This is a genomic window from Ornithinimicrobium sp. INDO-MA30-4 (genome assembly GCF_021535045.1).
Classification (GTDB): Bacteria; Actinomycetota; Actinomycetes; order Actinomycetales; family Dermatophilaceae; genus Ornithinicoccus.
Window position 1 is genome coordinate 1,291,691 of sequence record NZ_CP091056.1, and the last position, 14,248, is coordinate 1,305,938.

The window sequence follows — 14,248 nt, forward strand, 5'->3', positions numbered from 1 at the left end:
AGCACCTTTCACGGGATCTCCTCCAGACTAGACGGTTGTTCACTGCGAGAGACCCAGACCCGCGGTGGACGGCCTTTTCCCCACGGACCGATGCGTGGACCCAGAAATTGGGCATTCTCTAAGTCAACGCCGACCGGGAACTGCGCGCCAATCAGCACGGCTGGCCCCAGAAAACGCGCACCGCGCAGAGATACCGCGGCCGCGAAAAAGGCGTCAACAAAAATGGCACGCCCACCAAAGACGGCGTTGGTGAAGTCAACGCGCCCTAAGCAGTGCACTCGCTCAAAGACGCTAACCCCGTCGAAGTGGACGTCCGAGAAGTCCAGGTCCAGGTGGGCCCAGGACACCTCATCAGAAGAACGAAGCCGGTCAGCAATCTGTTCCGTCACGGCCTGAGGGCACCCGTTTTGGCGCAGCGCCGTCGTGAAAACAGCCAGATTGGCCTGATTTGGGTCAGCATCCACCCGTGAAATCAGCGAATCAAGGCCGGTTCGCATTACGGCGAAACTACGACCTCGACGCGCTGGAACTCTTTCAGGTCGGTGTAACCCGTGGTCGCCATAGCGCGACGCAGGGCGCCCATCAGGTTCGTCTCGCCACAGGCATCGATGCCCGGACCGAGCAGGATCTGCTCCAACGAACCGGCGGTGCCAACCTCGACGCGCTCGCCGCGCGGCAGTTCAGGGTGGTGCGCTTCAGAGCCCCAGTGGAATCCACGTCCCGGCGCTTCCTCGGCGCGAGCCAACGCTGCGCCCAGCATCACGGCGTCCGCACCACAGGCGACAGCCTTGACGATGTCACCGGAGGTCCCGACGCCACCGTCAGCGATCACGTGCACATACCGACCACCGGACTCGTCCAAGTAGTCCCGGCGGGCAGCGGCAATGTCAGAGATCGCGGTAGCCATCGGGGTGAGGATGCCCAGCGTCTTACGGGTGCGGTGGGCTGAGCCACCGCCAAATCCGACCAGCACACCGGCGGCACCCGTGCGCATCAGGTGCAGGGCCGCCGTGTAGGTGCCAGCACCACCAACGACGACTGGCACGTCCAACTCGTAGATGAAGCGCTTGAGGTTCAGCGGCTCGGATCGGCTGGAGACGTGCTCCGCCGACACCGTGGTGCCGCGAATCACGAAGAGGTCGACACCAGCGTCAACCACGGCTTTCCAGTGCTGGGCCGTGTTCTGCGGAGACAAAGCGCCAGCGACCGTGACGCCACCATCACGAACCTGCTGCAAACGGGCGGTGATCAACTCGGCCTGGATGGGAGCGGAGTAAAGCTCACGCATAGCTGCCGTGCACTCTTCGGCGGGCAACGCGGCGATCTTGCTCAGGTGTGCCTGCGGGTCCTCATAGCGGGTCCAGAGGCCCTCGAGGTCGAGCACGCCCAATGCACCCAAGTTGCCCAGGGCAATCGCCATGTCAGGGGACATCACCGAGTCCATCGGCGCTGCCATGACCGGCAAATCAAAGTGGTACGCGTCGATTTGCCAGGACAGTGACACGTCTTCGGGGTCACGGGTACGACGCGAGGGCACCACCGCAATGTCGTCAAAGGAGTAGGCGCGGCGGGCGCGCTTGGCTCGGCCAATCTCGAAGTCAGTCACGCGGGATAACCTACCTGGTCGTGTAGTTGGGGGCTTCGACAGTCATCTGAATGTCGTGCGGGTGGGACTCTTTGAGCCCAGCAGCCGTAATCTGCACGAACTGCCCACGCTCCTTGAGCTCACGCACATTACGCGCTCCGACATAGAACATTGACTGTCGCAATCCACCGATGAGTTGATAGGCAACTGCTGCCAGCGGGCCACGGTAGGCGACCTGCCCTTCAATGCCCTCGGGCACCACCTTGTCGTCATCGGCGACATCGCCCTGGAAGTAGCGGTCCTTGGAGTACGACTTGCCGCGGCCCCGCGACTGCATCGCGGCGAGACTGCCCATACCCCGGTAGGACTTGTACTGCTTGCCGTTGATGAAGACCAACTCCCCGGAGACTCTTCACACCCAGCCAGCAGCGAGCCCAGCATCACGGTGTCAGCACCGGCGACGAGGGCCTTGGCGATGTCACCAGAGAACTGAAGGCCACCATCGCCAATCACGGGAACCCCTGCGGGGCGAGCCGCTCGCGCGGCTTCGTGGATAGCCGTCACCTGAGGCACACCGACACCCGCGACGACACGTGTGGTGCAGATCGAGCCGGGGCCGACCCCGACCTTTACCGCGTCCGCACCGGCATCGATGAGCGCCTGGGCACCAGCGCGGGTGGCGACGTTGCCACCGATCACGTCCACGTGGCTGGCACTTGGCTCAGCCTTAATCCGACGAATCATGTCGGTAACGCCACGGGCGTGGCCGTTAGCAGTGTCGACAACGAGAACGTCGACGCCAGCCTCCACGAGTCGCATCGCTCGGTCCCAAGAGTCGCCGAAGAAGCCGATCGCGGCGCCGACCCGGAGTCGGCCGGCATCGTCCTTGGTCGCCAGCGGGAATTGCTCGCTCTTGGTAAAGTCTTTGACAGTGAACAGACCGCGCAGCACATTGTCGGCGTCAACGATCGGCAACTTCTCAATCTTGTTGGCGCCAAGGAGACGCAGCGCCTCGTCCTTGTCGACCCCCACCTGCGCCGTGACCAAGCCATCGGAGGTCATGATCTCGCGCACCGGGATGCTGTAGTCATTTTCGAAACGAATGTCACGGTTGGTGACGATGCCAATCAGGCGACCCTCGTCATCAACAACCGGCAGGCCAGAGATACGGAACTGGCCGCACAACTCATCCATTTCAGCCAGCGTCGCATCAGGGGAAATGGTGATCGGATCCGTCACCATGCCGTTTTCGGACCGCTTCACCCGGTCCACGTGGGCTGCTTGGTCCTCGATCGACAGATTGCGGTGCAAAATGCCCAGGCCGCCCTCGCGAGCCATCGCAATGGCCATCCGAGACTCGGTCACCGTGTCCATGGCAGCAGACACCAACGGCATCCGCAGAGTTATCCGTCGAGTCAACTGGGTCGTCGTCTCTGCTTCGCTGGGGATCACGTCAGTCTCCCCGGCAATAACAGCACGTCGTCGTAGGTCAGGCCGAGTTGGGCGATCGCGGATGGTGCATCAAGTGAGGAGGCGCCAGAGGTCATTCTCCAATTGTATGCCGGTCCCCCGTAAGTTATTCAATCCGATTGGAGGTTGGTTCCGAATAACTCTTGACCTGGGCGTTTAGTCAGGATACTAATGAGTAAGAAATTCGTCAGGGCCTGCACCGTATACCCACCCTGAAGTCGATCGAGGGGAACCCGTGGCGGAGATGGCACGGCAGCCGGGACCGGTTGCGCAACTATGGGAGTGGCAGTATCGCGGCTTGTGCCGCGCGGTGAGCCCGGAGGTGTTTTTTCACCCAGAAGGTGAGCGTGGCCCCGCGCGTCGACGACGTGACGAACGAGCAAAACAAGTGTGTCGGGAGTGCCCCGTGCTCCAACAATGTCGTGAACATGCTCTCACCGTTCGGGAGCCATACGGCGTCTGGGGAGCTATGACCGAGGCAGAGCGTGAGCAAGCAGTGAGCGCGATGGCGTAGGCCATCCCCGCTTCGGAAGAGCAAAGGGCTGATTCACCACTGTGGTGAATCGGCCCTTTGTGCCCTCAGTCGGGACTAACGATCAGTGGCTGTGGCCGTGACCGTGTCCTGCGGGTGCATCGTCTGCATCTTCGGGCTTGTCCACGACGAGAACGTCGGTGGTCAAGACCATCGCGGCGATGGATGCTGCGTTGCGCAGTGCCGAGCGGGTGACCTTTACTGGGTCGATGACGCCAGCGGAGATCAGCTCGCCGTATTCGCCAGTAGCGGCGTTCAGGCCCTGACCGTCAGGCAACTCGGCGACCTTAGCGGTTGCCACGTAGCCCTGCAGGCCAGCGTTCTCGGCGATCCAACGCAGCGGCTCAGCAGCAGCCTTGCGCACGATGTTGGCGCCTACGCGCTCGTCGTCAGGCAGGTCAAGTTCGTCGATGGCGACGCTGGCGTGAACCAGTGCCGAGCCACCGCCGGCGATGATGCCCTCTTCGATCGCTGCACGAGTGGCCGAGACGGCGTCCTCAATGCGGTGCTTCTTTTCCTTGAGCTCAACCTCGGTGTGCGCACCGACCTTGATCACGCAAACGCCACCGGAGAGCTTTGCGATGCGCTCCTGCAACTTTTCGCGGTCCCAGTCGGAGTCGCTGGCGTTGATCTCGGCCTGCAACTGGGCGACGCGCGCGGCGACGTCCTCGCTGGTGCCGTCGCCCTCAACGATGGTCGTGCCGTCCTTGGTGGCCACGACGCGGCGTGCTCTACCCAAGACGTCCAGGCCAACCTGGTCGAGCTTGAGGCCGACCTCTTCAGCGATGACCTGACCGCCGGTGAGGATGGCCATGTCCTGCAGCATCGCCTTGCGACGGTCACCGAAACCAGGAGCCTTGACGGCAACGCCGTTGAAGCTGCCACGGATCTTGTTGACCACCAGGAACGACAGCGCTTCGCCGTCGACATCCTCGGCGATGATCATCAACGGCTTGGAGCCGTCTGCGATGACCTTTTCCAGCAGGGGCAGGATGTCGTTCAAAGCGGAGATCTTGCCCTGGTGCAGCAGCACGTAGGCGTCTTCCATGACAGCTTCCATGCGCTCGCTGTCGGTCACCATGTACGGCGACAGGTAGCCCTTGTCGAACTGCATGCCCTCGGTGAAGTCCAGGTCCATCTGCATGGTCGAGGACTCTTCGACGGTGATGACGCCGTCCTTGCCGACCTTGTCGAAGGCCTCAGCAATGAGCTGACCGATCGTCTCGTCCTGAGCCGACAGGCTCGCGACCTGAGCGATCTCGTCGCGACCATCGACCTCACGGGCCGAAGCCAGCAGACGGTCCGAAACGGCGACAACAGCCTTGTCGATGCCGCGCTTGAGTGCCGACGGAGCGGCGCCAGCGGCAACGTTACGCAGGCCTTCCTTGACCATGGCCTGAGCCAAAACGGTCGCGGTGGTGGTTCCATCACCAGCGACGTCGTTGGTCTTGGTGGCGACCTCCTTGGCCAGCTGGGCACCCATGTTTTCGTACGGGTCTTCCAACTCAACCTCGCGAGCGATGGTCACACCATCGTTCGTGATCGTGGGTGCGCCCCACTTCTTGTCCAACACGACGTTGCGACCCTTCGGGCCCAACGTCACCTTGACGGCGTTGGCGAGAGCGTCAACACCGCGCTCCAACGACTTGCGTGCGTCGTCGTTAAATTCCAGTTCCTTGGCCATATACAGCCGATTCCTTCCGCGTTAGCCCCATCAATTGATGTGGGCGGGAAACATCTGGGTTGAACGGGCTACGCCCCGGCCGCCGGATTGTTGTCAGGCTCCGGGGCGCAATCAGCTCGTTCAGCCGCCGACGACGGCCAGAATGTCGCGTGCGGACAGGATGAGGTACTCCTGGCCGGCGTACTTGACCTCGGTGCCGCCGTACTTGCTGTAGATCACGCGGTCGCCAATGGTGACATCCATCGGGACGCGGTTGCCGTTGTCGTCAATGCGACCGGGGCCGACTGCCAGGACCTCGCCCTCCTGGGGCTTTTCCTTGGCGGTGTCGGGGATCACGAGGCCGGAAGCAGTGGTCTGCTCTGCTTCGACTGCCTTGATCACAATGCGGTCTTCGAGCGGCTTGATAGCAACTGACACAGTAGGGCCTTCCCTTTCGTCAGCGTCGGCCCTGTTTGGGTCGACGGTTCGTTGTTTTCACTCAATCGACTCGGCTGCCGTCGCGGGGATCAACCGAGGCGCTTCTGGCACTTGCATGCCGCGAGTGCTAATACGAATTTAGGCTTGCACTTAGCACTCGGTCAAGCCGAGTGCCAGAAGCATCGGTATGCAGGCCTCGCCGCGCACCCTTTTGGCTACAGCAAGGGGTGCAACGGCTTGAGCATGAACTCTGCTCCGCGGTGCACCAACGTGCGCTCTTCCCACATTTTGAGCGTCAACTCTTCGCAGTTGGTGAGGTCGTTACGGAAGATATCTTGCATCACGCTGGCCTGATCCCGGTCGAGGATTTGCAGGTTGACTTCGTAGTTGCCGAGAGTGACAACCGGTCAATGTTGGCCGTGCCGACCGTGGTCCATTTGCCGTCCACTGTCGCGGTCTTCGCGTGCACCATGGCGTCTTGATACATAAAGAGGCGCACCCCACCCGCGAGCAACGTGGCGAAATAGCTGCGCGAGACCACGTCAGCGATCACGTGATTTGAGCGTTGCGGCAGGATGACCCGCACATCAACTCCCCGCGCAGCTGCAGCCATCAGGCCTTCTTGGATCTCACGGTCGGGGATGAAGTAGGCCTGGGTGATCCAGATCGACTCGGTCGCTCGGTCAATCGCCTCGAGGTAGAGGCCACGAACGGGGTACACAATGCGGCTGGGCTCGTTGCGAGCAGCCCGGATGGCGGGGTCCCAACTGGGCGTGCCGCTGTCCGGCAGATCCGTTAAGCCACGGCGTTTGTGCCGATTCCAGAAGTCAACGAAGGTGTTTTCCAACTCCCCACGGCTTCGCCCTGCAATCGCACATGCGTGTCTCGCCATTGCGTCGCATACAGGGATCCGATGTTGTAGCCACCGACAAAACCGACGTCGCCATCAACAATCAGCATCTTGCGGTGGTCGCGGCCAGTGCGGCGCACATCGACGAAGGCGAAATAGCGAACGGTGGGAAACTGCAAGACCTCAACTTTATCCGGGAAGGTCTTGAACTCCCCGGGCACGACGAGGTTGGCGAAGCCGTCGAAGACGAGACAGACCGTGACACCCCGATTGGCTGCCGCGATAAAGGCGTCCTTGAACTGCTGGCCCACCTCATCGCCCTTCCAGATATAACTGGCGAAGTAAATGTAGTCGGTAGCCTCGTTGATGGCCTGGAGCATCGCGCTATAGACATGCGCGCCATACGTGTAGGTCGTTAGGTGGTTTTCTGAGACTTTTAGCTCACGGGGAGGGGTGTCGGGAGCCTGGTGCATCTTCGTGGTCCGGCTCTTACGAATGGCGTCGACACCGATAACACCGGCTGCCACCGCGACCTGGGCACCTAGCGCGAGCGCCGCAAGTTGGGCGGCGTCACCTGGCAGCGACTTTGCTCGTTGTCGTAGCCAATCAGGCCAATCAGATCCCATGGGGTCTATTAGATCAGTCGCTCCTGAGCGTCACAGGAGCTGTTATCCGCCTGAGAGAATGCAGGAGTGGACCCGCAGATCGTCGCCGAGTTGGCCAGCCCACCTGGGCGAGAGCTGATTCGCCTGGTGCAGCCCTACCGCGAGGACCACGTTCTCAAGCAGCACACGAGGATGCGCGAATTAGGTCACCGGCCAGAACTGACTTCGGCGGTGCTAACTCAGGCAAAGCTACAAGAGCGAGCTAAGGCCAAGTTTGGCGGCTTAGCCACTGACCTTCTCTTCACCAGCGACGGGGTCGAACAAGCCACCCGCGTCGAAGTCGCGGCCCTGCACGCCGCCCGGTTTGCCGCAGCGGGTCTGAAAACCACTGGGACCTGGGCTGCGGTATTGGCGCTGATGCGCGGGCGACGGCGGCCGCGGGTCTGCCCGTAACAGCCGTCGAAATGGACCCCGGAACGGCAGCCATTGCGGCAGCAAACTTGGCCGCCTTTGATCTGGCCCGCGTCATCACCGGCACGATTGAAAGTCTGGATCTGAGCCTGGGGCCCGACACAAGCATCTGGCTCGACCCGGCTCGTCGCGTTGCCGGGGTCTCGAATGCCAGCGGACGAAGCCAGCGCATTAGTGGCCTAGAAGAGATGGCCCCGCCGTGGAGCGTGGTGCAGGAGTTGGCGACAAGGGCTGGTGCCGCTGGTGCGAAGTACAGCCCTGGCTTCCTGTGCAGAGCATTCCCGCTCAGGCCGAAGCTGTCTGGGTCTCGTTTGCCGGAGTCGCTCTGGAATGCTCGTTGTGGTGGGGTGCCGCTGTCGAGTCGCCGGGACGCTCTGTCGTGCGTTCGCTGGCTGGCGGCGGTGGCGAATGGGTCCGTTTGGGCGAATCTGACGTCGCATCTTCATGGCCGACCAACCGTGTTTGGCCCGATCTCGAGCCCGGGATGTTCCTCTACGACCCGGACAAGGCTGCACTAGCGGCGGACCTATTGGGCGCGGTCGCGAGCGTCGTCGGCGGCGATGAGATCGGCCCGGCGACTGGCTATCTCGTCGCCCGCGAGCAAATCGACACGGGATGGGCCAGGCGTTGGCGCATCCATGAAGTGCTACCCTCAACGTCAAGGCCATCCGGGCTTGGGCCCGCAGTCACGACGTGGAAACCTGACGCTCAAGCGACGCGGTCACGGCCCTGATCCAGAGGTCTTGCGCAAACAGTTGAAACTCAAGGGCAAGGCCGAAGCCACCCTGGTTTTGACCCGCGCTGGCAACGAGTTGGTGGCTATCTGGGTCGAGCTGGACGGACCCTCCCACTCGAATTGCGCACATAATCCGCGAACCCAGCACCCGTCATACCTCGTGGTGGCGGGTGCCTTTCAGACCGCTGAAGCGTTCAACGTCCTCGGTGGTGCCGGAGATCACTAACTCATCCCCCTGGCCGATGACCGTCTCGGGGACCGCGTATTCAAACGGCTGCCCAGGTCGCTTCACGCCGACGACGCTGATGCGGTGGTGTGTCCGCACTGCAGAAGTGGCCAAGTCCTTGTCCCAAGTCTCGGTCGGAGCGTAGGTGCGGGCGATGGCGAAGCCGTCTTCGAACTCCAGATAGTCCGAGAGCCCGCCACTGACCATGTGCGCCACACGGGTGCCCATGACGTACTCCGGGTAGATCACCTTGGTCGCCCCGATGCTCTGCAGGATCTTGCCGTGCTTGCGGGTGATGGCCTTGGCATAGATGGTTTTCACCCCGGCCTCCACGAGGGTAATGACGCTGAGCACGCTGGCCTCAATGTCAGAGCCGATGGCGACCACCGCGCTGTCCAACTGCCCCAAGCCCAGCTGCCGCATCGCTTCGCCGTCGGTGGCGTCCGCCTGCACTGTGTGGGTGAACTCATCAGCAAACCGCTGCACTCGTTCGGCATCCTCATCGATCGCCAAGACATCGATGCCTTGGCGGACCAGCGACTCGGCAACCGCTGATCCGAACCGGCCCAACCCGATGACTGCAACAGCACTGGCCCCACCTCGCCGTCCTCGTTTAGCCAACAATGGGTCGCTCCTGGGGTAGTCGGTATTGCCGATGGCGGGTTTTGAGAGCCAATGCTGAAGCCACCGTGATGGAGCCTACGCGGCCAATGAACATCAGAGCCATCAAAATCACCTGCGCGATGGGCGGCAGATCGGCGGTAATGCCCGTGGACAAACCCACGGTGGCAAAGGCAGAAACCACCTCAAAGCTGACATCCAGCGGTGGCAGGTCGGTCACGGCCATCGTCAACACAATCGAGACCGCCACGAGCCCAACCGCCAACAGCGCCACGGTGAGTGCCTGACGCTGGACTGAGTTAGCGATCTGACGGCCACCGATCGTGACGTCTGGCTCGCCGCGAATCTCGGCCAAGATGACATAGCCGAGGATGAAAAACGTGGTGACCTTGATGCCGCCTGCGGTCCCGGCACTGCCACCGCCGATGAACATCAGGCCCGTCGTGATCGCTTCGGTTTCATCACGCACCAGGCCATAGTCAACGCTGTTAAAACCCGCGGTGCGTGGGAAAACTCCCCGCCGATCGACCCAAAGATCTGGCCGGCCAGTGATTGGTCGGCGAGAGTGCCTCCGGTCGCGGTCTCAAAGAGGGAGAACAGCCCGATGCCCACAAACAGCAAGATCGCGGTGCCCCACAACGTCAATCGGGTATGCAGTGACCAACTGTGCGGGGTGCGCCAGCGGCGGCCAACCTCCGCAACACCGGAAACCCCAAACCGCCAAGAATCACTGCAGCGCAGATGGGCAGCACGATCCACGGGTCAGAAACGAAACTGACCAAACTGTCAGAGCGGAGGGCAAATCCGGCGTTGTTGAAGGCCGAGCCGGCGTGGAAGACCCCATTCCAGATTGCCGACCCCCAGACATCGTCGTAGCCGAAGCGAAACCGCAGCGTGAGCAGCACCGCCACGATGGCTTCTAGCCCCAAGATCAACGCGATCACCCGCCGGATGACTCGTCGAACATCTCCTAGGGCGATGGTCTTGGTTTCAGCCTGGGCGACCAAGGTTGATCGCAGCCCTAGCTTGCCGCGCACTGCCAAGGTCAGCAGGGTTGCGAGCGCCATGACGCCCATCCCGCCGACGTGAATCAGCGCCAAGATGACGCCTTGGCCAAGGGGGTCCAGTAGGTCGCGGTGTCCACGGTGATCAGACCAGTCACACAGACGGCTGACACGGTGGTGAAAGCAGCCACCATCAGGTCCGCCGACGATCCAGGCGTGCGCGAAACAGGCAACATCAACAGCAAGGTGCCAATGATCACCGCGGCTGCGAAGGCCGCGGTGACGAGGCGGGCCGGTTGGGCCCAACGGGAGCGCACGAATAGCGATCATCCGCTTCTTTGGTCGGTAGAGCAACTAAGCATCGAAGCAGACCTGACAGGTTCCAATAGCGCTGGCCAGGAGTCCAGGACTCTAGCCAGATGGCGGGGCGGGCCGTAGCATCGCCTTGGTGTCGAAGACCTACCGTTTCGTCCTTGCCGTCGCCGGCGCCAGCGTGGCTCTCTCGGGATGCTCCTCAACGAACAACGGCGGAGCCCCGAGCGAACCAACCAGTGAACAAGATGCGTCGTTCGCAACCGAGTTTTCCGTGCATGGAGGGCTCGCTGAACTGGACAATGTCGACACCGAGCCCAAGGATCCCGTGTTGATCCACATGGTCGACTTTGACCAGGCCTCGGCAGCGGCCGACATACCGGCTCTTTCGCCGGATTCGACACCGGAGGAAATTAGGTCATGGGCAGAAGCAGTTGGCTCTGGTCAGTCGGGCGCCGGCATCAGCGTGACAACGCCTGAGTTTCTCAGTTCAGTTCTTGCCGACCCCGAGGCAATATCCGAAGAGTTTGGTTGGAGCTTCGGCGCTGTGGACCGGTATAGCGAGGCGGCGGTAGGCAGCGAGCGATTCACCGTTCTCGCCGGTCAGGTCAGTTGGCCCGAAGGGCTTCCAGAAGTGGCACCTGGCGTCAAAACGGTCGGTGAGGGTGACGACTACGCGTCTAATCCCGACTCTGCGAGCAGACTTCGAATCACTGGTCGGCCGCTGCGTGTTGGTGAGCGTGATGGTCTTGCCGCCGCTTCGTGGGGAACGCCTCCGCTTGAAGAGTGGGTTGATGGCGCCTACCAATCATTTGCCGACAGTGCCGGCCTCGAGGCCGCCGCTGAGTCGCTCGATTCGCACGATGTGTTTTCAGCAACCCTGGCTCAGAGGTCCTTTGGTATCGAGACCTTGGCCGGGATGCAGGGCACTCCTGAAACACTCGAAAAACTATCCGAAGAAGCAGTCGACGAACCATTTTCTATCGTCGGCACCGGACTCACAGCGACCGAAGACGGGCTCAACCACGTGATTGTCTATGTGTTCGATTCGCCTGAGGTTGCCTCCGCTGCGCAACCTCAACTCGAAACGATTTGGACGACCAAGACATCTTCGTCGCTGGGCACAAATTTCAGCGAAATCGTGGACAGCCCGGTTTTTGAGCAGGACGGTCAGGTCGTCATGATCACAGCCGCGGTAAGTGACTCAGCACCACCACAACTCTTCACGGGGGTGTTGTTCAATGGCGACCTCGCATTCCTGCACGACTGAGCCAACTTCGCCTGACTACATGGCGGCCGAGTTCATGTCCGGGGTCGGCCGCGAGAAGCCACGGGTGATGACCAGCAGGTACGTCAACCCCAGCAAGAGCCAGATGGCGCCCACCGTCAGGGCCCGACCATCAAGTTGAGTGAGCAGGTAGAGATCCACGACCGCGCCAATGATCGGAAAGATCAGATAGCGCACCTTGCTTAGCGAACTGTCGCGGTGCTTGAAGGAAAGCCACCACTGCAATGTTGACCAGGGTAAATGCAGTGAAGGCACCAAAGTTGATGAAGGACGTGGACGTGGTGACGTCGAGGAAGATCGCGCCGAGTCCGATAACACCGCAGAGCACGATGTTGAACACCGGCGTGCGGAAACGCTCAGAGAGCCGACCGAAAAGCCCTTCGGCAAGACACCGTCACGCCCCATGGCGTACATCAGCCGTGCTGCACTTGCCTGGGCGGCCAGGCCGGAAGTGAACTGGCCAATGATCAAGCCGGCTAGGAAGATCGCGCCAAAGAACGCCCCGCCGATGGTCACGGCGAGATCTGCGGCCAGTGAGTCGGCATTGTCGAAGACCGCACCCGGGGCAACCAGAGAGACGACATAAGAAACAACCACAAAGACAAGACCGCCGATGAGCGCAACCAAGAAGATCGCGCGGGGAATCGTCTTCTCAGGGTCTTTGGTGTCTTCGGTCAAGGTGCTGACGGCATCAAAGCCCAGGAAGGAGTAGGCCGCGATGGCTGCGCCCGCAGCCGCACCTGACAGGCCGCTGCCACCCACGAACGGGGTGACTGAGAACAGGCTGGCAGAGCCATTAATCAGGTAGACGAGCGCGAGCACGACGAAGAAAATCAGCACCAGGACTTGGAACGTCATCAGCGCAAAGTTGGCCTTGTCTGCCACCTGCAGCCCGATGATGTTCAGCGCTGTTGTGATCACGACGAAGCCAACGATCCACATCCACATCGGGACGTCGGGGAACTGTCCGTTGAGATAGGCCCCACCAATCAGCCAGATCACCAACGGCAAGAACAGGTAGTCGAGCAAAACCGTCCAGCCGACAACGAATCCGGCTCGCGCGTCCAGTGCGCGGCGCACGTAGGTGTAGGCCGAGCCAGCCACCGGGTACTGCTTGGCCATTAGGCCATACGACAAAGCAGTGAAGAGCATCGCTCCGAGCGCCAACGAGTATGCGCCTGCGCTGGCTCCATCGGAGGCGACGGCGATGACTCCGAAGATGCCCAACACAATGATCGGGGTCATGTAGGCCAGACCAAAGAGGACGACTCCCCTCAGTCCTAGCGTCTTTTCAAGAGTGGGACTATTTGTGCTCACGGCTGGATTCCTTCAGAAAGTCGGTCGCTGGGATTCCAGCTGGTGGGGTTGAGTTGGCCGTCGTAGGCGGGTAGGGAAATAGTTGGGTCGTCGGCACGCAGTTGCCCCCAGAGCCGGTTCAGCCCCTCGGTTCCCACTTTTCGGACCTCTTCGAGACGATCGAGATCAAGGTCAATGACGGTGGTCTCGGGCTCGTGTCCGGGCGACTCGGCGATCACGTCGCCATTGGGATCAACGATGATGGAGCCCCCAACACCCGGCAGCCCACCAGCGTTCACGCTGACCATGAAGACCTGATTGGAGATGGCGTTGGCTTGGGCGAGAACTCGCTCTTGGCGACGATCTGGCGTGGTGGTTTGCACGATATTGAGTACGATCTCCGCGCCCATCCAGGCCACCGAGCGCGTGGCTTCGGGGAACCAGGCGTCATAACAAATGGTGAAGCCGATGCGGGCAATGTCCGGGATATCGAAGACGACAAAGTGATCACCGGGTGCCCAATGCTCAAAAGGACGCCAAGGGAAAACTTTGCGGTATGACGACACGAGGGTGCCATCCGGCGCAAAGGCCAGAGCAGTGTTGAAGACCCGACCGTCGTCGGCCAATTCCGGGATCGTGCCGGGCACGAGCCACACCTGCTTGGCCCTGGCCAATTCGGACAGCACCACAACCAACGGCCCCTGGAGGGGCTGGGCCTGGCTAGCAAACCATTCCGCAGGATTGTCGGCCTTGAATCCGTCACCGTAAAGGTGAACTTCGGGGAACACGACGAGGTCTACATCACCGTGGACAGCCTGAATCTCATCAATCTGAGCGCCCAGCACATCGACTGCGGCATTGCCCGGTATAGGTGCGGCTTGGACCATAGCCAAGCGGAGTTTGCGTCGCATGAAGAATCAAAATAGATCAAGTTGATCTATTTTTCCCGCGTTTTCTTTGTAGCCCACCTAGAGTGGGGCAGCATGACCCTCCCTTTCCGGCCCGAGGATCAGCGACTATCGCCTCTTCGCCGTATGAGCGCTCTAGAAAGCGTGCGCTCTCGCATTGGCCTTGCCATCCAGTTGAATCTCCTGAGCCCCGGAGAAGAGTTGCCGCCCATTGACCAAATGGCCGAGGCTTTGAAGTAAGCG

Annotated in this window: 19 protein-coding genes and 1 pseudogene; 6 read left to right on the top strand and 14 right to left on the bottom strand. The window is 61.3% G+C overall.

Going from position 1 to position 14,248, the window contains the following annotated elements; genetic code table 11:
- Nucleotides 1–8: 8 nt before the first annotated feature.
- The 3 genes and pseudogenes from L0A91_RS07415 to guaB all read right to left on the bottom strand — a co-directional run bounded on the left by L0A91_RS07415 (nucleotide 9) and on the right by guaB (nucleotide 3,132).
- On the bottom strand, nucleotides 9–497 hold the full coding sequence (locus L0A91_RS07415; protein WP_235246429.1) for a pentapeptide repeat-containing protein: 489 nt from the start codon (nucleotides 495–497) through the stop codon (nucleotides 9–11).
- Nucleotides 497–1,606, bottom strand: coding sequence for a GuaB3 family IMP dehydrogenase-related protein (locus L0A91_RS07420; RefSeq protein WP_235246430.1), 1,110 nt, complete (start codon nucleotides 1,604–1,606; stop codon nucleotides 497–499). The genes L0A91_RS07415 and L0A91_RS07420 overlap by 1 nt, the downstream gene beginning before the upstream one ends.
- A 10-nt stretch (nucleotides 1,607–1,616) precedes the next feature.
- A pseudogene (gene guaB, locus L0A91_RS07425) lies at nucleotides 1,617–3,132 on the bottom strand (IMP dehydrogenase).
- Between the two features lie 158 nt (nucleotides 3,133–3,290).
- Here guaB and L0A91_RS07430 point away from each other — a divergent pair.
- Nucleotides 3,291–3,569, top strand: coding sequence for a WhiB family transcriptional regulator (locus tag L0A91_RS07430; protein ID WP_235246431.1), 279 nt, complete (start codon nucleotides 3,291–3,293; stop codon nucleotides 3,567–3,569).
- 82 nt (nucleotides 3,570–3,651) lie between these two features.
- Here L0A91_RS07430 and groL read toward each other — a convergent pair whose 3' ends face one another.
- The 5 genes from groL to L0A91_RS07450 all read right to left on the bottom strand — a co-directional run bounded on the left by groL (nucleotide 3,652) and on the right by L0A91_RS07450 (nucleotide 7,164).
- Nucleotides 3,652–5,271, bottom strand: coding sequence for a chaperonin GroEL (groL, locus tag L0A91_RS07435; protein WP_235246432.1), 1,620 nt, complete (start codon nucleotides 5,269–5,271; stop codon nucleotides 3,652–3,654).
- Between the two features lie 120 nt (nucleotides 5,272–5,391).
- Nucleotides 5,392–5,688: a co-chaperone GroES gene (groES, locus tag L0A91_RS07440; RefSeq protein ID WP_220122974.1), complete on the bottom strand. Its 297-nt coding sequence runs from the start codon at nucleotides 5,686–5,688 to the stop codon at nucleotides 5,392–5,394.
- A 215-nt stretch (nucleotides 5,689–5,903) separates the two neighbouring features.
- Nucleotides 5,904–6,032 (bottom strand): hypothetical protein, encoded by a 129-nt coding sequence (locus L0A91_RS17385; protein WP_260115324.1) that lies wholly within the window; start codon nucleotides 6,030–6,032, stop codon nucleotides 5,904–5,906.
- Nucleotides 6,029–6,535, bottom strand: coding sequence for a phosphatidylserine/phosphatidylglycerophosphate/cardiolipin synthase family protein (locus L0A91_RS07445; protein WP_235246433.1), 507 nt, complete (start codon nucleotides 6,533–6,535; stop codon nucleotides 6,029–6,031). The genes L0A91_RS17385 and L0A91_RS07445 overlap by 4 nt, the downstream gene beginning before the upstream one ends.
- Entirely contained in the window at nucleotides 6,484–7,164 is a 681-nt protein-coding gene (locus L0A91_RS07450) for a phospholipase D-like domain-containing protein (protein WP_235246434.1), read from the bottom strand. Before L0A91_RS07450 ends, L0A91_RS07445 begins: the two co-directional genes overlap by 52 nt.
- Nucleotides 7,165–7,230: 66 nt before the next feature.
- On the opposite strand from L0A91_RS07450, the gene L0A91_RS07455 reads away from it, so the two are divergent.
- The 3 genes from L0A91_RS07455 to L0A91_RS19785 all read left to right on the top strand — a co-directional run bounded on the left by L0A91_RS07455 (nucleotide 7,231) and on the right by L0A91_RS19785 (nucleotide 8,576).
- Nucleotides 7,231–7,596, top strand: coding sequence for a hypothetical protein (locus L0A91_RS07455; RefSeq protein WP_235246435.1), 366 nt, complete (start codon nucleotides 7,231–7,233; stop codon nucleotides 7,594–7,596).
- 217 nt (nucleotides 7,597–7,813) lie between these two features.
- Nucleotides 7,814–8,347 carry a hypothetical protein gene (locus tag L0A91_RS07460; protein ID WP_235246437.1) on the top strand — a complete coding sequence of 178 codons (534 nt, stop codon included), beginning with the start codon at nucleotides 7,814–7,816 and terminating at the stop codon, nucleotides 8,345–8,347.
- A complete protein-coding gene (locus tag L0A91_RS19785; RefSeq protein WP_397333832.1) occupies nucleotides 8,253–8,576 on the top strand; it encodes a THUMP-like domain-containing protein in 324 nt (107 codons plus the stop codon). Before L0A91_RS07460 ends, L0A91_RS19785 begins: the two co-directional genes overlap by 95 nt.
- Here the strand turns inward: L0A91_RS19785 and L0A91_RS07465 are convergent.
- The 4 genes from L0A91_RS07465 to L0A91_RS18790 form a co-directional block, all read right to left on the bottom strand.
- On the bottom strand, nucleotides 8,502–9,200 hold the full coding sequence (locus tag L0A91_RS07465) for a TrkA family potassium uptake protein (protein ID WP_235246439.1): 699 nt from the start codon (nucleotides 9,198–9,200) through the stop codon (nucleotides 8,502–8,504). The two genes, L0A91_RS19785 and L0A91_RS07465, sit on opposite strands and share 75 nt — an antisense overlap.
- Complete coding sequence (locus tag L0A91_RS18780) at nucleotides 9,190–9,666, bottom strand: potassium transporter TrkG (RefSeq protein WP_311198105.1); 477 nt, start codon at nucleotides 9,664–9,666, stop codon at nucleotides 9,190–9,192. Before L0A91_RS18780 ends, L0A91_RS07465 begins: the two co-directional genes overlap by 11 nt.
- 172 nt (nucleotides 9,667–9,838) lie before the next feature.
- Nucleotides 9,839–10,297 carry a potassium transporter TrkG gene (locus tag L0A91_RS18785; protein WP_311198106.1) on the bottom strand — a complete coding sequence of 153 codons (459 nt, stop codon included), beginning with the start codon at nucleotides 10,295–10,297 and terminating at the stop codon, nucleotides 9,839–9,841.
- On the bottom strand, nucleotides 10,288–10,518 hold the full coding sequence (locus L0A91_RS18790; RefSeq protein WP_311198107.1) for a hypothetical protein: 231 nt from the start codon (nucleotides 10,516–10,518) through the stop codon (nucleotides 10,288–10,290). The genes L0A91_RS18785 and L0A91_RS18790 overlap by 10 nt, the downstream gene beginning before the upstream one ends.
- Before the next feature lie 131 nt (nucleotides 10,519–10,649).
- Between L0A91_RS18790 and L0A91_RS07475 the strand changes: the two genes are divergently transcribed.
- On the top strand, nucleotides 10,650–11,783 hold the full coding sequence (locus tag L0A91_RS07475) for a hypothetical protein (protein ID WP_235246441.1): 1,134 nt from the start codon (nucleotides 10,650–10,652) through the stop codon (nucleotides 11,781–11,783).
- 15 nt (nucleotides 11,784–11,798) lie between these two features.
- Here L0A91_RS07475 and L0A91_RS07480 read toward each other — a convergent pair whose 3' ends face one another.
- Nucleotides 11,799–13,118 (bottom strand): APC family permease, encoded by a 1,320-nt coding sequence (locus L0A91_RS07480; protein ID WP_235246443.1) that lies wholly within the window; start codon nucleotides 13,116–13,118, stop codon nucleotides 11,799–11,801.
- Nucleotides 13,115–14,008, bottom strand: coding sequence for a carbon-nitrogen hydrolase family protein (locus L0A91_RS07485; protein ID WP_235246445.1), 894 nt, complete (start codon nucleotides 14,006–14,008; stop codon nucleotides 13,115–13,117). Before L0A91_RS07485 ends, L0A91_RS07480 begins: the two co-directional genes overlap by 4 nt.
- Nucleotides 14,009–14,080: 72 nt before the next feature.
- Between L0A91_RS07485 and L0A91_RS07490 the strand changes: the two genes are divergently transcribed.
- Entirely contained in the window at nucleotides 14,081–14,245 is a 165-nt protein-coding gene (locus tag L0A91_RS07490; RefSeq protein ID WP_235246447.1) for a hypothetical protein, read from the top strand.
- Nucleotides 14,246–14,248 lie beyond the last annotated feature (3 nt).